This window comes from Corynebacterium macclintockiae, from assembly GCF_027570165.1.
GTDB lineage: Bacteria > Actinomycetota > Actinomycetes > Mycobacteriales > Mycobacteriaceae > Corynebacterium > Corynebacterium macclintockiae.
In genome coordinates this window covers 40,050-59,034 of record NZ_JAKMUV010000011.1, presented here as the reverse complement: position 1 = coordinate 59,034, position 18,985 = coordinate 40,050, and the positions used below count along the sequence as shown (strand labels likewise).

At 63.1% G+C, this 18,985-nt stretch carries 12 protein-coding genes; 6 read left to right on the top strand and 6 right to left on the bottom strand.

Annotation, left to right across the window (positions count from 1 at the left end; all coding sequences use genetic code 11):
* The first annotated feature begins 25 nt into the window (after positions 1 to 25).
* The 6 genes from L8U58_RS08585 (at position 26) to L8U58_RS08560 (ending at position 5,998) form a co-directional block, all read left to right on the top strand.
* Entirely contained in the window at positions 26 to 2,128 is a 2,103-nt protein-coding gene (locus L8U58_RS08585) for a PhoX family protein (RefSeq protein WP_034972605.1), read from the top strand.
* A gap of 105 nt (positions 2,129 to 2,233) precedes the next feature.
* Positions 2,234 to 3,460, top strand: a complete 1,227-nt coding sequence (locus L8U58_RS08580) for an MFS transporter (RefSeq protein ID WP_269955138.1) — start codon at positions 2,234 to 2,236, stop codon at positions 3,458 to 3,460.
* A 106-nt stretch (positions 3,461 to 3,566) separates the two neighbouring features.
* On the top strand, positions 3,567 to 4,136 hold the full coding sequence (locus L8U58_RS08575) for a DUF6230 family protein (protein ID WP_034976328.1): 570 nt from the start codon (positions 3,567 to 3,569) through the stop codon (positions 4,134 to 4,136).
* Positions 4,123 to 4,536 (top strand): DUF6114 domain-containing protein, encoded by a 414-nt coding sequence (locus L8U58_RS08570; protein WP_230580282.1) that lies wholly within the window; start codon positions 4,123 to 4,125, stop codon positions 4,534 to 4,536. Before L8U58_RS08575 ends, L8U58_RS08570 begins: the two co-directional genes overlap by 14 nt.
* Positions 4,520 to 5,287 (top strand): hypothetical protein, encoded by a 768-nt coding sequence (locus L8U58_RS08565; protein WP_035008034.1) that lies wholly within the window; start codon positions 4,520 to 4,522, stop codon positions 5,285 to 5,287. The genes L8U58_RS08570 and L8U58_RS08565 overlap by 17 nt, the downstream gene beginning before the upstream one ends.
* A 12-nt stretch (positions 5,288 to 5,299) precedes the next feature.
* Positions 5,300 to 5,998 (top strand): DUF3800 domain-containing protein, encoded by a 699-nt coding sequence (locus L8U58_RS08560; protein ID WP_035002771.1) that lies wholly within the window; start codon positions 5,300 to 5,302, stop codon positions 5,996 to 5,998.
* A 126-nt stretch (positions 5,999 to 6,124) separates the two neighbouring features.
* On the opposite strand, the gene L8U58_RS08555 is transcribed toward L8U58_RS08560, so the two are convergent.
* The 6 genes from L8U58_RS08555 to L8U58_RS08530 form a co-directional block, all read right to left on the bottom strand.
* Positions 6,125 to 7,717, bottom strand: a complete 1,593-nt coding sequence (locus tag L8U58_RS08555; protein ID WP_034976258.1) for an acyl-CoA carboxylase subunit beta — start codon at positions 7,715 to 7,717, stop codon at positions 6,125 to 6,127.
* 59 nt (positions 7,718 to 7,776) lie between these two features.
* A complete protein-coding gene (pks13, locus tag L8U58_RS08550; RefSeq protein ID WP_269955137.1) occupies positions 7,777 to 12,930 on the bottom strand; it encodes a polyketide synthase Pks13 in 5,154 nt (1,717 codons plus the stop codon).
* Positions 12,931 to 13,104: 174 nt separating this feature from the next.
* Positions 13,105 to 15,000, bottom strand: a complete 1,896-nt coding sequence (locus L8U58_RS08545; protein WP_269955136.1) for a FadD32-like long-chain-fatty-acid--AMP ligase — start codon at positions 14,998 to 15,000, stop codon at positions 13,105 to 13,107.
* Positions 15,001 to 15,148: 148 nt separating this feature from the next.
* Positions 15,149 to 16,084 (bottom strand): cutinase family protein, encoded by a 936-nt coding sequence (locus L8U58_RS08540; RefSeq protein WP_034981578.1) that lies wholly within the window; start codon positions 16,082 to 16,084, stop codon positions 15,149 to 15,151.
* 83 nt (positions 16,085 to 16,167) lie between these two features.
* The gene (locus tag L8U58_RS08535; protein ID WP_034968482.1) at positions 16,168 to 16,761 is read right to left on the bottom strand and encodes a DUF732 domain-containing protein; all 594 of its coding nucleotides are present in this window, start codon (positions 16,759 to 16,761) and stop codon (positions 16,168 to 16,170) included.
* A gap of 2 nt (positions 16,762 to 16,763) precedes the next feature.
* A complete protein-coding gene (locus L8U58_RS08530; protein WP_192816812.1) occupies positions 16,764 to 18,749 on the bottom strand; it encodes an alpha/beta hydrolase-fold protein in 1,986 nt (661 codons plus the stop codon).
* Between the last annotated feature and the right edge of the window lie 236 nt (positions 18,750 to 18,985).

The window sequence follows — 18,985 nt, the reverse complement described above, 5'->3', positions numbered from 1 at the left end:
TGCAAAAATCGAGGAGAGATCCCCCATGGGCCTGAAGGGTCGCAATCTGCTGAAGAAGATGGACTTCACGTCTAGCCGTTCCCACCGCACCTGTGTGTACAAGTGTGGCGACGCTTGCTCCAAGCCGGTGAACAACAAGTCCGACAACAACTACTTTATGGATCTGATCCAGGGCACGTTCTCGCGCCGCAGCGCACTGCGCGCAGGTGGCGCAGCAGTCGTTACCGTCGGCGGTGCTTCCTTCCTGGCAGCCTGCAGCGACGACAACGGTGAGGGTGGCGCAAAGGGCGGCAACGGCGAGAACAAGGGTGGCAACGGTTCCGGCAGCGCCGACGCACCGGACGGCCTGAAGTTCGAGATGGTCGAGCCGAACACCAAGGACGAAGTCGTCGTTCCGGCTGGCTACAAGTCCGAGGTCGTTATCCGCTGGGGCGACCCGGTGGTTGAGGGCGCCAAGGAATTCGACGTTGACAACCAGACCGCGGAACAGGCCGCCAAGCAGTACGGCTTCAACTGTGACTTTGCGGCGCTGCTGCCGATCGAGGGAGAGAACAACCGCTTCCTGCTGGTCTCCAACCACGAGTACTCCACCCCGCAGCAGATGATCCCAGACTACGACCTGGAGAACCCCTCCAAGGAGCACGTCGACATCGAGCTGGCTAGCCACGGCATGTCCATCGTCGAGGTTGAGGGCAACGACAAGGACGGCAAGCTGAAGCCCGTCATGGGCAAGTACAACCGCCGCCTGACCGGCACCACCGAGTTCGAGCTGCGCGGCCCGATCGTTGGCCACAAGCTGGTGAAGACCTCTGACGACAAGGAAGGCAAGATCGTCAAGGGCACTTTCAACAACTGCTCCGGTGGCGTGACTCCATGGGGCACCATCCTGTCCGGCGAGGAGAACGTTGACCAGTACTTCGCTGGTGGAGAGAACGTTAAGGACGAGAAGGTGCGCGAGCGCCTGAGCCGCTACGGCATCGAGGATGCCAAGACCGCTCGTCAGTGGGAGAAGCACTACGACCGCTTCGACGTGACCAAGGAGCCGAACGAGCCGCACCGCTTCAACTACGTGGTTGAGGTGAACCCCTGGGATCCGAAGTCCACCCCGGTCAAGCACACCGCCCTGGGTCGCTTCAAGCACGAGGGCTCCAACATCCACGTCACCAACGACGGCACCGTGGTTGCATACTCCGGCGATGACTCCCGCTTCGAGTACATCTACAAGTTCGTCTCCTCCCGCAAGATCCGCAGCGGTAACACCGACAAGGATCGCGAGGAGAACATGAAGATCCTGGACGAGGGCACCCTGTATGTTGCCACCTTCGAGGGCAACAACAAGGACTTCGACGAGAACAATCCGCCGAAGGGCGAGAAGTTCGACGGCACCGGCAAGTGGATCAAGCTGGTCACCGTCAAGGAGGACGGCTCCGCCGAGTCCCACGTCGACGGCATGTCTGCCGAAGAGGTCATCGTCTTCACCCGTGAGGCTGGCGACAAGGTCGGTGCTACCAAGATGGACCGCCCGGAGGATGTCGAGCCGCACCCGACCACGGGCAAGATCTACGCTGCACTGACCAACAACAAGTACCGCGGCACGCAAGAAGAAGGCAAGAACAAGGAAAACGTTCGCGAGTACGCCCCGGTCAAGGAAAACAAGAACGGTATGGTCATCGAGATCGAAGATGACTTCACCGGCGAAGACCTCAAGTGGAACCTGCTGCTGGTTTGTGGTGACCCGGACGAGGCCGAGACCTACTTCGGTGGCTTCGACAAGTCCAAGGTCTCCCCGATCTCCTGCCCGGACAACGTCACCTTCGACTCCTTCGGCAACCTGTGGGTCTCCACCGACGGCAACGCCCTGGAATCCAACGACGGCCTGTTCGCCGTCTCCCTGGAAGGCGAGACCCGCGGCCTGACCAAGCAGTTCCTGACCGTCCCGGCCGGCGCCGAGACCTGTGGCCCGCTGGTCTTCGACAAGCGCGTGCTGGTCAACGTTCAGCACCCGGGTGAGGATGAGGAAGCTACCGTCAAGACCTCCAAGTCTCACTGGCCGGATGGCGGCGACTCCATCGCCCGCCCGGCTACCGTGGTTGCGTGGAAGGAAGACTTCGGCACCATCGGCGCCTAAGTTGTTGGGTTAGCTGCCTAACCCTCCCCAGCTCCCTCTCGCGGTTTTCCTCGAGAGGGAGCTTTTCTATACCGTGGATCGAGTAGAGCGAAAGGAGCACCAACGGTGACCGGCCCCCGCGAAGACACCGAGACCACCAACGGCATTCGCCCTCTCACACCGGAGGACAACGGCTACAAGAAGGCCCTCATCGCCTCCCTTTGCTCGGGTCTGGCCTCGTACAACGCCCTGTACGCCACCCAAGCAGTCCTCCCGGCACTGTCGGAGGACTTCGGTGTCTCCCCCTCGCTGGCTGCGCTGACGGTCTCCGCCACCACGGGTGGCCTGGCGCTCATGGTCATTCCGCTCAGCATCGTCTCCGAGCGCTTCGGGCGGCGCCGGGTGATCCAGGCATCCGTCCTGGCAGCTACCCTCTTCTCCCTGGCGCTAGTCACGCTGCCGTCGATCCAGTCGATCATCGCGGTGCGCCTCCTGCAGGGCATCGCCGTAGCGGGCGTGCCAGCCGTGACCATGGCCTTCCTCTCGGAGGAAATCGACCGGCGCTACCTCCCCCGCATCATGGGCTTCTATATCGCGGGTAATTCGCTGGGCGGCCTCATCGGCAGGCTTATCCCAGGCATCGCCCTGGAGTTCACGGATTGGCGCCTAGCCACCCTGCTCAGCGCCCTCTTCGCCTTCGCGATGGCCTTGATGACTACCTGGGTGCTGCCCAAGCAGCGCTTCTTTACTCCGAAGAAAATCACGCTCGCCCACGAACTGCAGGCCTTCGCCAATCACCTGCGCGACCCTATCCTGCTGAAGCTTTTCCTGTTGCCGTTCCTACTGATGGGCAGTTTCGTTTCCCTGTACAACTACATGACCTTCCGGCTGATCAACACCTTCGGCCTGCCGGAATCCCTCGCCGCGCTCGTGTTCGTCATCTACCTGTCGGGCACCTGGACTTCCACGCGCACGGGCACGATGGTCAATCGCTACGGCCAGGCAAAGGTCGTGGTCGCCTGCATCGCCCTGGCGCTGGTAGGCCTCTTCCTGGCCTTCATCCCGACTGTCCCCACCACGCTCGCAGCCGTGCTACTGTTCACCGCCACGTTCTTCCCCGCCCACTCGATCTCCAGCGCGTGGGTCGGCGAGGTCGCACGTCAGGATCGCGCCGAGGCTTCGAGCATCTACATCCTGAGCTACTACCTCGGTTCCTCTATCATCGGCTGGGTCTCCGGCTATTTCTTCGCCCACAGCTGGGGATTGCTGGTCGCTTGGTTGATTCTGTTGACCCTTATCGCCCTGGTCACGGCCGTTGCCGCCATGCGGCGCGATAAGGCTATTTCTTCTTGACGCCCCACGCGCAAACCGCTCTTTAATCCAGAAAAATATTAAGAATAGTTGATTTTTTTACATAGAAAACCTCCTACCGCCGAGCTGTGTGTCTAAGATCACTCGCATGGGACATACTCGCAAACTTCGATTCGCATCGATCCTCGGTGTAGGGATGCTGGCTACCGCTGGGATGGGCGTCGCAGTCGCCCAGGGTGGCGTCTCTGCACACCTCGCACTATCCGGCACGATCTTCAACATGGAGGTCGGTGAGCTGGACGGTAAGGGCTTCGACCTCTTCACCGACGTTGACGAGATGCACAACGGCAAGGAAGCTATCTCCCGTCTGCGCATTAAGGATGCCAAGGTGACTGACGTCTGCATGACGGCGCCGATAAAGATCCCCGGCGTTGGGGAAAAGAAGTTCCAAATGACCGTTCCGGGGCAGAACTTCTCCGCGGAGAACATGCTGATTGGTGCGCGAAAGCTCTCCGGTGATCTAACCCTGATTAACCCGCAAATCGGCGTTGATGCCGGCAAGATTGATAAAGACGCTCCGGACGGTGGCTGGGGTATCTTCGCCGACTCCCTGCAAGCGAAGGGGCAGGGAATCGAGGCGACCTCTCTGTCTGCGGATAAGATGACCGCCGGCGGCAGCAAGATTGCAATTGTGGATAGCGACAATGCCGAGTGCTAACCCCAGCGGTTTCGGTCATTGGCGCCGCAACCGCCCGTTCGGGGCAGGGCTATTCATGCTGCTGTCGGGCATCATCATGATCGTTCCGGCATACCTGTCGTTCGAGGTATCGAACATCGTCATCCAGGTCTCCACGATCTCCGGCGTGTCCACCCTGTTGATCGGCGCGTTGTTGATCACCTCTGGGCTGATGACGTGGTTCAAGCCAGACACTCGCCTGCTCACGGGCGTAGCCTCCCTGATCCTCGGAATCGTGGCGCTTCCCATGTCGAACATCGGCGGCTTCGTTCTGGGCACCTTGTGCGCCGTTATCGGTGGAGCTTTGGCGCTGTCGTGGACGGAGGAAGAAAAGCCGCCTAAGGGCGTCAAGAAAAGGAAGGTAGATGAGCAAGCAGCGTAAACGCGGCGGCTCCAGCGCTGCGAAGGCCGTCGTTGCAGCGGCGTCGATGTGCGGGCTGGTGGCGGCGCTGGCGGTCGAGGTTGCCCCGAGCGCCGAGGCGCAATTGCAGCTGCCACCGCCTCCTGCGCTTCCGGCTCCGCCAGCACTTCCGGCTCCGCCGCCACCTCCGAAGCTTCCGCCACCCCCGAAGCTCCCGGCGCCCCCGGCTCCTCCCGAGGTGCCGGAGAACCTGCGGGTGGACCTCACCCCACCGGGGCCGATCAAGGGCGAGAAGCCCGTTCAGCAGGGCACCTACGTCATCAAGGCGGACAACACGCGCCTGCTCGGGCACGTCAAAATGTCGCTGGTGCAGCAGCCCACACCCCAGGGGCCTAAGCCGGCACTGCGCATTGATGCGGACAAGGCGATCCTAACGAACCTGTCGGTGCAGTTCCCCACGCCGGGAGCTGGGCCTGAAGGCGGAATCTGGCAGCGGACTGGTCCGGGGCAGACTACGACGCTCACCGGGCATTTTCACATCGTGGTGAGTTCGCTGAACGTCACGCCTCGCGTGGCTGGACTGCCTCTAATCCCGCTGCCGATCGATGCCAACATGGCACCGAAGGAGCTGCAGGAAGCAGCAAAGAAAATCGGCCTTGGCACTCCGGATGCTCTCTCCGAACACCTGGAAATGACCAACGGCACGATGCACACGTATTTCGTGAAGGCCGACGAGCTGAAGCTGCCTGCCAGCACCAAGATCGGGATATAGTCGGCCACAGCGATGCTGCATGCATTCATCGATGAGTCAGAGTCGGGAGCCAACTATTTCTTTCTTGGCGCGCTCATTGTCCGCGAAGAAAACCTGGCCAAACTAAACCAAGCGCTGGACAAAATAATGGTGGAGTTTTCCTCCACGACTTCAGTCCAACCGGAGGCTGAGTTACATGGCTATGACATGATGCAGCAAAAAGGTGACTGGAATGGCATCCCCCTCCGACTTGCCACAGCAGTCTTTACACAGGCGATGAAGGCGATCGACGCCTATGCGGATGCATTTTATGGAGAGGGGATAGACAGGGTTAAACAGGCCGAGCGGTACAGAGTTCTTTACCACCACCGCACGGTCGCTATTGGTTACGTCTTAGAGCGAATTCAAGAGCATGCAAAGCGTCTAGACGAAAGGGCAATTGCCTACCTGGACAACCACTACACCGCACCCGAAGGCCGCAAGGAGTTCATCCAATACAAGAGCAAGGGAACCTTCGGCTACAGAAGCTCAAAACTCGACAGAATCGACGAGATGGATTTCTATGATTCCCGAAGCTATCGCGGGCTCCAGGCGGCAGATCTCTGCACCTATATTTACAACCGCACTGTGACCTGTACGCACGCCGCTCCCAAGGCACTCAAAACACAAAACTTACTTTGGGAAATGATCGCGACAATTCGAAACGAAGGGCGCTGCCGGATCTGGCCTTAGATGCACGAAACCCGCCGGTCAATCCGGCGGGTTCGGCGATGTGGAGTCGCTTACAGGCGATCTCTACATTCATCATCCTACGGGCAGCAATCCAGTGGATCAACTACTTTCACCGATCAAAACCAGCTACATCGGCATGATGGTGTGCTTCTTCGGTGGCTCCTGCACCTGCTTGTTGCGCAGCTGACGCATCGCTTGACGCAGTCGGATACGTGTCTGGTCTGGGGTGATCACAGAGTCCACGTAGCCACGCTCGGCCGCCACATAAGGGCTGGTCATGTTGGCGTTATAGAAGTCCATGAACATTTTCTTGGCGGCGGGGCGCTGCTCCTCCGGCATGGCAGCCAGGGCCTTGCCCTGCATCATCACCACGGCAGCCTCCGCGCCCATCACGGCGATCTGCGCAGTCGGCCACACCAGGTTGATGTCCGCGCCCAGGTTCTTCGAGCCCATCACGGCATAGCCACCGCCGAAGGCCTTGCGTACCACCACGGTCACCTTCGGAACCGTCGCCTCCACCGTGGCGAAGCCCAGCTTCGCTCCGCGGTGAATCAGGCCAGCCTTTTCCTGCTCCACGCCCGGCATGTATCCGGGTGTGTCCACAACCCAGACGAGGGGGACGTTGTAGGCGTCACAAATACGGATAAAGCGCGCAGCCTTATCCGCAGCGTCGGCGTCCAGGCAACCGGCCAGCTCCATCGGCTGGTTCGCCACCACGCCCACCGAGTGTCCGTCGATACGAGCGAAGGCGGTGACGACGTTCGAGCCGTAGTCGCCCTGGACCTCCAGCACGTTGTCGTCGTCGAAGATGCGAGTCAGCACCTCCATGATGTCGTAGCCCGCGTTCGGGTCATCCGGGATGATGTCGTTCAGTTCGAAGTCGCGCTCAGTGAGCTCGTCGTTCGGCGCCCAGAACTCCGGAGTCTCGTCGAAGGTACTGGCAGGCAGGAAGTCCAGCAGATCCTTTACATAGTTAAACGCATCTTCTTCGCTGCTCGCGACGTAGGAAACGTTGCCGTTGCGGGCCTGTTGACGCGCACCGCCGAGCTCCTCCATCGAGATCTTTTCGCCCGTCACCGATTCGATCACGGCCGGGCCAGTAACGAACATCTGCGTGCGACCTTCGACGGCCACCACGAAGTCGGTGGTCACGGGCGCATACACGGCACCGCCGGCGGACGGGCCAAGCAGAATGGAAATCTGCGGGGACTGGCCGCTCAGCGGCAGCTGGCGGCGGGAGATCTCGGAGTACATCGCCAGGGACATCACGGCGTCTTGAATGCGGGCGCCACCGGAATCGTTAATGCCGATCACCGGGCAGCCAATGCGAATGGCCATGTCCATGACCTCGCAGACCTTCTTGCCGAAGGTCTCACCTACCGAGCCGCCGTACACCGTCTTATCGTGGGCATATACCGCCACGGTACGGCCGCCGACCTGGCCGTAACCGGTCACCACGCCATCGCCGTAGGGGGCATCGTCCTCGCCGGGGGTGCGACCCAGGGCGCCGATCTCCACGAACGTGCCCTCGTCCAGCAACGCGGCAATACGCTGGCGGGGCGTGGTCAGCCCCGCTTCGTCGCGCCTTGCCTTTGCCTTCTCAGAGCCCGGATCCTGCGCCTGTTCCAGCCTGCGGTGCAGCTCCGCCAGCTTTTCGGCGGTGGTGCCGGTGGTGCCGGTGCCGTTGGCGCCGGTTGCTCCCTCGTCGGCAGCAGTCACAGTGAAAGTCCCTTCGTTTCTCGACAAGCCTGGTTAAAGGTTATCTAGTTAATCGCCGTCTAGTCGCCATCCGTGATGTGCTTGGCGATCACACGTCCCACTTTAGAGATCTCTGGTTCATCCACAATAGCCAGGTGGTCGCCGCGGAGCTGGATGATTTCCAGGTCCTTGACGATCTCGCCCCAGCCACCGTCCGGCGCTACCTCGGCGTAGGCCGGCTCCAGCTCAATCGCGCCGTCGTGCATTCGCTCCGCGCGGAACAGCGTGACCGGTGCCTGCACGTCCGCCCAGGCTCCGAAGTCCAGGGATTCCAGGATGCGGTTGTCCACGAAGCTGGCGCGCTGGTGCTCCAGCACGCCCGCGGGCAGGCCGAGCCCCTTGGCCTCCGGGGAAGCCAGGAACTGCTGGAACATCTGCATCATCACGCCTTCGCCCTGCTGGTCCAGCAGCTCGTGCGGCACCTCCAGGGGCAGCCCGTAGGTCTTCTGGGCGAACGCGGCGTAGCGGTCCCAGCGCGCGTGCATTTCTTCCTTCGTATCCGGTGCGGGGTTCTTCGGCTGCACAGTATCCAGCAGCACGATGCGCTCGACCTCTGCGCTCGGCTCACCTGCGGTGGCTCGCTTGCCTAGCTGGTAGGCAACCTCGTAGGCCAGGGCACCGCCGAAGCTCCAGCCACCCAGCACCACCGGGCGGCCGTCGGACAGCTCGATGATCTCCGCCAGGTAGGCGCTGGCACGATCCGCCAGCTCGCCCTCGAGGCGCTCCACGCCGTACACCGGCACGTCCTCCGGCAGGCGGCGCATCAGCGGCGCATATACCACGGACGAGCCACCAGCCGGGTGGAATAGGAATACCGCCGGTCGGGTGCTGCCTTCGGGGCGTGCCCGCAACACGCGGATGTTGCCCTCCACTTCGCTTTCCAGGCTGCTGCGCACCTTTTCGCTCAGCGGCTCGAGGGTCTCGGCAGCCAGCACATCTTCCGCGCTGACCTCCGCCCCGGAGCGTTCGGACAGGCGCTCTGCGATCCCGCGCGCCTGCTCCTCGTCGATCTTCGGCAGCTCACTGGTCACGCCCGCGGCGGCCTTGCCGGTCACCTTTGCCCAGGTCGCGAACACCAACCTTTCGCTCGCGTCGCGCGGGGCCACGCCGCCGGCGGTGGCGGTGTAGTCGGTTGCCGCCTCGCCGCCGTTGTTGTCGCTATTGCTTTCTTCCTTAGTGACGCCACCTTCTCCACCAGCAGCCGCATCAGCCGACTCGCCGGTCTCCCCGGCGTGACGCTCCGCGATCATCTGCTCCACGAGTGCGATCACATCGTCCACCGAACCATCGCGCAGCGCCTGAACCTGCAGCGGTGGCAGGTCGAAGTCGTACTCCACACGGTTCTTGATGCGCATTCCCATCAGGGAATCCAGCCCCAGGTCAATGAGGGGAAGCTCGCCGGGCAGATCCTCGATGTCGTAGCCCATGGATTCGGAGACGATGGCGCGCAGGCGGTCACCGGCGGACTCCCCGGAGTTGGGATCCCAGCGGTCAGCGGTCTCGTCGACCTCGGGCAGAGTGTTGCCGGCGCTCTCCTTCGCGGAAGCCTTGGCGGCGGAAGCGCTCAGCTCCTCGTTGACAGCGGTGGCGGCTGGGGCCGAGGTGGCGTCATTAACCCCAAGAGTGGCGATAAAAGCCTCCGCAACCAGCGGCATTGCCTGTCCGGCAGGGCCATCGGCGGCGTAGACGGACAGGGACCAGCCGCCGAGGGAACCGGTGGCGATAGTCGTCAGCTGGCCTGCGGTCGGCAGTGGGGAGTGCTCGCGCGTGGCGGCGACGGTGGCGTTCTCGGAAGCGCCAGTAGTGCTGCCAGAAAGCACCTCGGCGGCGGCCTCGGCGAGCAGCGCGATGCTGGGTACGTCCTCCGCCGCAGCGCTGAACACAACGCGACCATCGGGCAGGTTCACGCGAGTACCGGGCAGCTCCACGGCAGGGTCCGACGACGGGCGGGCGCTGGTCCAGTAGCGCTGCAGGTTCCAGGTAGTGCCCGGCACCTTCGGCAGCGCCTTAGAGCGGGTATTAGTGCCAGCGCCAGCGCCAGTGCCCGCACCGGTAGCCGAGCCCTGCGCGCCGCCCATCGCAATGTCCTGCAGGGTCCGCGAGCCCGCAGCCAGAGCCTTGAGGTTCAAGTTAGCGCCCTGAACGTACAGCTCCGCGAGGGTGGACAGCAGAGTCTGCGCGACCGGCTCCTTGCGCTTCAGCAGGAACAACAGCTTGGAATCGCTGGCGTTGTGCGCGAAGGAGTTGTTCATCAGCGGCATTAGGGCCACCGGGTTCGGGGAGATCTCGATGAAGGTGCGGAAGCCATCGTCGAACTGCTTACCCGTCGCCTCCGAGAACCAGACCGGCTGGCGGGTGCAGCGCAGGAAGTAGTCGGCATCGTGGACGACCTCGCCCGGGGTGTACACGCGACCGCGATCCACGGTGGAGTACAGCGGGGTGTGGATCGGCTGGGGCTGCAGATCACAGATCTCGTAGTGCAGCTCGCCCAGGATGGGGTCCAGCATGGAGGTGTGGCCAGCGCCCTTGACCTTCAGCAGGCGGGCGAACTTGCCCTCGCCCTCCAGGTATTCGACCAGCTTCTGCACCGGCTCCGCGGGGCCACCGACGGTGGTCATGCCCGGCGCGGCGTACACGGCGGGCTCCACCTTGGCGTATTCCGGGTGCTCGGAGGTAAAGGTGGCAAGTTCCTCCACGCCGAACTCCACCACAGCCATGGCACCCTGCTTGTCCTCCGGCAGCAGGCGCTCCCCCTCGCCCATCAGGCGGGCGCGGTGGCAGGCGATGCGCACGGCTTCCTCGGCGGAAATGCCGCCCACGGCGTAGGCCGCTGCGATCTCACCCATCGACTGGCCGACGACTGCGGCGGGCTGCGCACCCAAGGTGCGCAGAAGGTCGTTCAGCGCGATCTGCACGCAGGTGATGCCCACCTGGGCGCGCTCCGTGTCGTAGTTCTGCTCGTCGTCCAACACCATCTCGGTGAAGGACCAGCCGGACTCGGCCCGCACGACCTTATCCAGCTCGTCCAGGCGGGCGGCGAAGAACTCAGAGAGTTCGTATAGGTCCTTGGCCATCTTGCGGTGCTGCGAACCGAAGCCGGAGAACACCCACACCGGACCATTGGCCGACGGAGAATCAGCGGTCTTTACCGTCGCGCCCTGCTTACCCGCGGCGATGCGCTGCAGGCCAGCGATAGCTTCGTCGACAGTGGCGGCGGACACCACACCGCGGGAGCGACCGTGGTTGTGCCCTGCCAGCGCCAGTGCCAGGTCGCGCAGGTGCAGCGCTTCCGTGGCTCCGTCGCCAAAGGATGCCCGGTTGTCCTCCAGGTATCCGGCCAGTGCTTCGGCGGCCTGGCGGCGGCGCGAGGGCAGCAGGCCACTGACGGGCAGCAACACACGCGGGGCCTCCCCCGCCGCATCCTCACGGTCCAGCCCAATCGGGGCACTGTCCTCGGTCTCAGTGACAGCCGCGTAGCCCACTCCCGCCGCAGCTTCCTCAGCCAGGTTCGGCGCCGCGATCACGACGTGCGCGTTCGTGCCACCGAAGCCGAAGCCAGAGACACCGGCGATGGCGCGCCCGGAGTACTCCGGCCATTCGCGCGGATCCTCCACGACTTCCAGGTGCTCGCGGTCAAAGTCGATGTACGGGTTCGGGCCGCTGTAGTTCAGGCTCGGCGGCAGCACGCCCTCGCGCATCGCCATGACAACCTTCATCACGCCCGCGACACCCGCAGCGGCTTCAGTGTGCCCGAAGTTAGTCTTCGCGCTTCCCAGCAGCAGCGGCTCTGCCACGTCGCGCTGGCGCCCCAGCACGGTGCCCAGCGCGGTGGCTTCAATCGGGTCACCCAGAATGGTTCCAGTACCGTGAGCCTCCACGTAGTCCACCGACTGCGGGTCGATCCGCGCGTCCGCGTAAGCACTGCGCAGCACGTCGACCTGCGCATCCGGGTTCGGGGCGGTCAGACCGTTGGAGCGGCCATCGGAGTTCACCGCCGAGCCCTTAATCACGGCCAGCACATTGTCGCCGTCGCGGCGGGCATCCTCCAGACGCTTTAGCACCACCACCCCGGCTCCGTCGGAGCGCACAATGCCGTCCGCGTCGTCGCTGAAGGCACGGATGCCACCCGTCGGGCTCAGCACACCGAGTTCGGAAAACGCCACGGTCGCAAAAGGACTGCATAGGAGGTTGACGCCACCCGCCACAGCCACATCAGAATCACCATCGCGCAGGGAACGCACCGCCTGGTGAATTGCCACCAGCGACGAAGAGCAGGCCGTATCCATCGCCACGGACGGACCACGGAAGTCGAAGGCATAGGAAATGCGGTTGGCAATGATGGAGCTGGAGTTACCCGTCAGGGCGTAGGGGTGCGCCTCCGCCGGATCGGCGGAGATCAGCATGCCGTAGTCGTTGTTGGTATTACCCATGAACACGCCGACGGGCTTGCCGCGCAGCTCGTTGGCGGGGATGTGCGCATCCTCCAGCGCCTCCCACGTCAGCTGCAGCACGATGCGCTGCTGCGGATCCATGTTCGCCGCTTCCAGTGGAGACAGGCCGAAAAACTCCGCGTCGAAGGAGGCGATGTCCTCGATGTAGCCACCCGTCAGCTGGGCTTGCTCCATGCGGCGGGTCATCTCCGGGTCGCGGGAGTACTCCGCCCAGCGCCCGGCGGGCAGCTCGCCCACGCCGGAGCGGTAGTTGGAAAACAGCTCCCACATCTCATCGGCGCTATCGGCACCGGGGTAGCGGCCTGCCATGCCGACCACTGCGATATCCCGCTTACCCAGCGGCAATGGGCCACCTGCGCTGGCATCGGTGGTTGCGGAGGCGGTGGCGTCACTACCCAAAACAGCGCCAGAACCGCGGCCGTTCATCAAGTGATCGGCCAGCGCGGCAATGGTGTTGAACTCGTAGGCAATCGTGGCATCCAGGGTGGTGCCCAGCAGGCGTTCCAGGTCGCCGGACAGCACAACGACATCGCGGGAAGACAGGCCGAAGTCCTGCATAGAGCGTTCGTCGGAAATCTCGGCGGCATCCAGGCCAGTAGCGTCCGCAACCCACGCGCGCAACCATTCCCGCATCTGCTGAATCGTCGCGGGGCGGGGGTGCTGGCTGTTCTGCTGGCTGTTCTGCTGGCCGTCCTTCTGGTCGCCCTGCTGATTGTCTGCCATGGAAAGTCGCCGTTTCCTTTCGTGCATTAATTCGTGAGTGAGCCGTGTGCAGTTATGTGGGTGTGTGCCACAAAGCAATAAACGACCACCGAGATACCGGCTTAAACGCTGTCGAAGGCCGCACGGGGGTCGCTAGTATCGCTATATTTTAACGCGCCTGAAGCGCTTTATGGATTAAGCGCCCAGCGTGCCCTCCAGATACGCCTTCGCAGCTACGCGGCGGGCGATCTTGTTGGCGGAAGAACGCGGGAGGGTGCCCGGCGCGATGATGCGCACGTCCGAGGGCTGCACGCCGTGGGTGGCGGTGACGGCGGCTCGCATGGCCTCGATGGCCTCCGCATCGCCATCTTCGGTGGCCTCCGGGTCGCGCTCGGCGATGATGACCAGCCCCTCGACGGATTCGCCGTCGGCGCCACGGGCCGCAGCGGTGCCCTCGCCGGCGCCCACTGCGAAGGCGGCGATAACGGCCGGAGCGGTCTGCGCGGTGGCTTCGTCGGCGGTGGCCTCGATGTCCTGCGGGTAGTGGTTGCGGCCTGCGACGATGATGAGGTCCTTCAGTCGGCCGGTGATAAACAGGTGCCCGTCGACGATGACAGCCAGGTCGCCGGTGCGCATCCAGTTGTCCTCCGGCACGTCGCCCGCGTGGCCACCAGATTCCAGACGGTTGGCTACGGGCAAGTTGTTGCGGAAGGTTTCTTCGGTTTCCTCGGGGCGGTTCAGGTAGCCCGCTGCCATATTGTCGCCGTGCACCCAGATCTCGCCAACGTTGCCGTCGGCGAGCTCCTTGCCGGTCTCCGGATCCACGATGGCCAGCGTCTGCGGGGAACAAACCTGGCCCAGGGAAACCAGGGAGAGGCTGTCTGCGTCGTCCGCACTGCCCTCTTCTACGGCTCCGGCGGACAGCTCTTCGCGCTTAAACCACTTCGTCAGCGGGCGCTCGTCAGTCTGCGGGGTGGTGACGATCAGCGTGGCCTCGGCCAGGCCATAGGACGGACGCATGGCCTCCTTCTTAAAGCCGTAGGGGCCGAAGGTATCCAGGAACTTCTGCACAGAGCTGTGGTGCACCGGCTCGGAACCATTGATGATGCCGTCGATAGCGGACAGGTCCACGTCGGCGAGCTCCGCGACCTTCGCCGGGTCGGCGTAACGGACGGCCAGTTCCAGGGCGAAGTTCGGAACGACGGTGTAGATGTTCTCGTCCTCGCTCTTGCGGTTCAGCTGACGGACCCAGCGGCCCGGATCCTGGATGAAGTCGCGCGGGGACATTAGCTCGAAGGGAAGTCCCAGGATGATCACGAAGGCGGACAAGATCACGCCCATGTCGTGATGCAACGGCAGCCAGGTGGAAAGACGCAGAGGGGTCTTCAGGTTAACGGCCTTGAAGATCTGCAGAACGTTGGTGACGATCGACTTATGCGTCAGCACCACGCCAGCCGGGGTGCGCGTGGAGCCGGAGGTGTACTGCAGGAATGCTTCCTCACTGGACTTCGGGGCCAGGGATGGATCCGCCATGATGGCGGCCATGGGGTTCTGCCAATCGTCGGCCAGCGCATCCGGCAGCGCGTCCACCGTCAACACGCGCGGGCGCTCGGTCGCAGGGATGGCAGCGAAGTGCTTGCGTACCGCAGCCGCGGAACGCTTGTTAGTCAGCACTACCGTCGGCTCGGAGGAACCCAGCACGGCGGTTAGATGACCGGTGTGGCCCGGCTCGTTGGGGTCGTACAGCGGAACCGGCACCATGCGGGCGTACATCGCGCCGAGGAAGGCGTACATGTACTCCGGGGAGTTATTAGCCAGAATCGCCACGCGGTCGCCGGGCTTGGCGACCTGCTGCAGGCGCACGCACACGGCCTTAATGCGGGTGTTCACTTGCGCGCGGGTGATCTCGTGTACCGTTCCCTCGCGCGACTCGGAGAAGTCCCAGTGGCGGATCAGCACATTATCTACGGTGCCTTCCATCTGCGCCATCGTGTACAGCATCTCGCACATACCGGAAAGGGTCAGCTGATCAGGGATGTTGATATTGCCCTGCTCGTCGTAAAACTGCCCCATTGCCGAAGTGATATCCACTGAGATCTCCTCTATCTGTTTCTATAAACACTTAGTTTTACTTGTGAAACACATCGTACCGGGAAAGGCATTCGTTACCCTGCAATTGCGCAATGCTGTGTCTCGCACCCGGCGGCATGTGGTGCCCTCGCCCCCGGCGGCATGCCAGCTACTTCCCTGTGCGCTCGTTAATCAAATCCCGAGCCCAACCAACGATGTACTCCGGCACGGTCTTCCCGTCCACGACCGCGCCATTCGTCGCGTACTGAGAGTGGACAGCATTGGCAGCCACCAGGTCCTTAGCTCGCACAAGAGCGTTGCCCAGATCCCCTGGGGCGTCACAAATAAGATCGGCAGGCGCACAGAAGTTATTCACGCGATCGTTGAGTTCACCAAAGCCATCCGGGCGCGGACCGCGCATCGTCGCCCCGGGGACGATCGTCTGGATCAGCCCGCTCACCGGGTTCAGCGCAATCTCCGCGCCCGTACCGCGGATGCCCTTCGCACCGACCAGCGTGCCCTTATCCAGCTCCTGGCGACCATCGGCGATCAGAGCCACACCCAGGATCCTGTCTGCAGGAACCGGCCCCCGGTTGTTGCCGATCTCCCCAGCCATGTCGCCCGTAATCACCGCACCCTGGCTGAAGCCGGTCAGCACGAAGGACGTCGCCGGGCATGCCTTGTGCATCTCCCGCAGCTCGTTTTCCAGCCGCTTGAAGCCCTGGTTACGGGAGTCGTCGTAGGTCATCTCCCCTCTCGCGTTGATGTTGCGGAACTGCGCGGTGTACGGCAACGTCCACACCTTCACCTTCTCCTTGGGGAACTCCTCGGTCAGGGGGCGGGTGACATTCAGCAGCAAGGACCGCGGGTTGGCGCGCGGAGCCAGCGGATCATCGTCCGCCTTGGATTCCCACGTACCCGGGGCCGCCAGCACCTCTACATCCGCACACCCCGGCGGGTTCTGCGCTTCAGGGCTCGGCGGTGCAGCGGGCTTGCCCGGACCGGGGCCTCCCGGTTGATCATTTGTGAGTAGCCAATTCCCCACGCCCACCACGATCAGAGCAAGGAGGACGAGCACGGCCAGAATGGTCAAGACCTTTTTCATAAATTCCTTCTAGAACAAAACCAGGCTGCCCGCGCGTAAGTGTGGACAGCCTGGTTACTCGAGACTTCGGAAGCGCTGAAGTCCTAACAATACGCCGATTTCGCTGCGTTGCGAATAGCTTCCTCGGCCTTTTTCGGATCACCGTCGATCACGCCGTTCTCCTTCAGCTGCCCCGCAGCCAACGGAGTGTAGACGTCCGCCTTGCCGCCGCCTTCGGCGGTGCAATGCGCTTGACCAGCTGCAATGACCTGATCTTCCAGGCCACCAATATCGGAGGCATCATCGGCCTTCGTCAGGTCAATGCCGCCATCCTTCAAGCGGTTCAGGAAGTCCTTGTCCTTGTCGCTACGCTGCGCGCCAGTGGGGATCTCATCCACCTCATCCACGCCGCCGTCGTGCGCTGGCGCACCGCCTTGGCCGGCGGAGCCTGGGGCGTCACTACCTTCCGTAGAGCTAGAGCCCGACTCACCGTCACCGTCCTTGCCGTCTTTGTCTTCGTCAGACTTGGACTCAGACTCGGGCGCAGACACCGACGGCACTGAGGATTCGGTGGAATTGTCCACCGTCTCGTCGTCGCCGCAGGCCGTCAGCGCACCGAGGGACAGCAGTGCCACGCACGCAGCACCGACAACGGCACCGCGGGACGTGCGTCCGGTGTTTTTCTTCGTGACGCCCACCGTTAGAGCACCTCTACGCGTCCGTTGACCTCGCGGATCTCACCGTGCTGGAACTTGATCCGCGTTCCGCCGGCCGGGATGTCCTCGTGGTCGCTGGTCGGGTAGCCGAGCTTGCCCTGCTCCCAGCCACGCTTGCCCCACTCGTCGAACACGTTGCCGTAGTAGATCACGTGCGCGCCGGTGAACGGGGACCAGTAGATGTTGCCGTGCTCGAACTCGGAGAAGCGGCCGCCCTTGATGGCCTTTTCGCCGCTCTTCGGCTTGCCCAGCTTGGAGGTCAGGCCACCCAGCTGCAGGTACTTCTCGGCGATCTTGCCCTGGACGTAGTTGGTCTTGTTGTCCTTATCGCGGACGATCAGGCCGTTCTGGAACTTCTGCATGTAGCTGTCGCCGACCTTCTCGACCTCAGCGATCGGGTAGCCCAGCGGGCCGTTCTCCCAGTTGGTCTTACCCCACTCGTCGACGAAGTCCTTCGGCACAGCGAAGGCGCCGGTCTCGTGGGTCCAGTAGATCGCGCCATTCTCGAAGGCCGTGAAGCGACCGCGACCGTTGGAAATGACGTGCTCTTCGGAGGTCGGGTAGCCCAGCCAGGAGTCCGGGCCGTTCATCGACGCGTAGCGGGCGCCAATGCGGCCCCATACGAAGTGGGCGCCGGTCTTCGGGGACCAGTAGGCACGGCCACCACGGAAGTCCTGAACCTTGCCGCCGTCCTTAGCGTCGTACTCGTTAGAGATGCAGGCGCCCAGGTTCGGAACTTTCTTAACGTTCTCGGCGATAGCGCCGCCGACCTGGCACTTCGCACCGCGGTCAGCTTCCGACAGGCCGAGGGCATCGGCGATGTGCGGCCATGCCTGGATCATCTCGTACTGCCAGTACGGCCAGTCGTGGGTGCCGGACGGACGGAAGGCGGTGATCGGCTTGACGCCCGCCTGCTTAGCGCGCTTGACAAAGGTCTCGGTGGTCATACGGGACATGGCTTCCAGACCGAAGCCCGCCATGTTGCTCGGCAGCCCGGGGATAGCACCCGGCTTGTCGTACTTGCCGGCGTTGCCGTTGCCTGCGGAGACGTAGACGGTCATCTTCTTCAGAGCTTCAACGCCCAGCTTCGGATCGTGGTCGATCCAGTCCTGGGAGCCGAATTCGCCCCACATCTTCTTGGCGTCGTAGCCATTGCCGTCATTGGTGGCATAGGCGATGGCCTCGGGCATGCCGTAGGAAGTCGTATCTAAGTAGCCGGAGAAAGAACCAACGAACTTCCACATCTCCGGGAAGCGCTCGGCCAGGTTCATCGCGGCGGTGCCGCCCATGGACAGGCCGGTGATGGCGCGGTCTTCGTTGGCACGCCAGCCTTCGCGCAGCACCGGCGGCAGTTCCTTGGTCAGGAAGGTCTCCCACTTGTAGTGCTTGCCTTTGTCTGGCTGCTGCCAATCGGTGTAGAAGGAGGACTCGCCGCCGACGGGCAGAATCACGTTGACGTTGCGGTCCGCGTACTGGTTAGCAATGTTGGTGGACAGGGTCCAACCCGACTCGTCCTCGCGGGCGCGCAGGCCATCGAGGGCCCACACGGTCGGGAACTTGCGGTCCGGCTGGGAGTACCAGTCGCGAGCCAGCAGGATCTGCACCTTGATCGGCTTGCCCGGCATGGCGGCAGAGTTAATGAAGACGTTCGCCCAGCGCTCGGTGATCCACTCAACGCGATCCACGCTGACACCCTCCGGCAGGCCCTGCAGGTGCTGTTCGGTGACCTGGCGCGGGGTGCGCTTCGGGATGCTCTCGGGGTCCAGGTAGCTGGTGCCGGAGCCGGGGCCCAGAGATCCGCCCAGGGAGCTCTGGGCGGCAGCGACCGGGGTTAGCGGCATTGCAAGTGCAACGGAAAGCGGCAGTGCCAGGAACGCGGCGCTTCCGCGGCGGAGGTTGCTGCTGTTCGTGCTACCGGTCTTGCTGCTGGCGGAGCGAGTGCGACGGGAAATTTTCGCTGCAAGGCGCATAGTCTTCATTCTTTCTGTTGCTCTTTGGTTGTTTGGTTGTAGTTCTGCAGTTGCCCTGGAGCCACCCTGCAGTTGTGCTGGTCGTGCGTAGTTGTAGGCCAGCTCAGCGCTGGTGCTGTGTCAGCCGAAGCAGGTTCCCCTCCTGCTTCGCACTGCCGGCCATTACTGAACTTTTCGATCCAGGTACTCTATTCAGATTCTGTTTATTGCTGTCAATCACGGCCTGGGGCTTCCCG

Bases quoted from the DNA above. Each gene is read 5' to 3' on its own strand.
- L8U58_RS08575 (WP_034976328.1), top strand. From the start codon at position 3,567: ATGGGACATACTCGCAAACTTCGATTCGCATCGATCCTCGGTGTAGGG.
- L8U58_RS08530 (WP_192816812.1), bottom strand. From the start codon at position 18,749: ATGCGCCTTGCAGCGAAAATTTCCCGTCGCACTCGCTCCGCCAGCAGC.
- L8U58_RS08585 (WP_034972605.1), top strand. From the start codon at position 26: ATGGGCCTGAAGGGTCGCAATCTGCTGAAGAAGATGGACTTCACGTCT.
- pks13 (WP_269955137.1), bottom strand. From the start codon at position 12,930: ATGGCAGACAATCAGCAGGGCGACCAGAAGGACGGCCAGCAGAACAGC.
- L8U58_RS08570 (WP_230580282.1), top strand. From the start codon at position 4,123: ATGCCGAGTGCTAACCCCAGCGGTTTCGGTCATTGGCGCCGCAACCGC.
- L8U58_RS08560 (WP_035002771.1), top strand. From the start codon at position 5,300: ATGCTGCATGCATTCATCGATGAGTCAGAGTCGGGAGCCAACTATTTC.
- L8U58_RS08565 (WP_035008034.1), top strand. From the start codon at position 4,520: ATGAGCAAGCAGCGTAAACGCGGCGGCTCCAGCGCTGCGAAGGCCGTC.
- L8U58_RS08540 (WP_034981578.1), bottom strand. From the start codon at position 16,084: ATGAAAAAGGTCTTGACCATTCTGGCCGTGCTCGTCCTCCTTGCTCTG.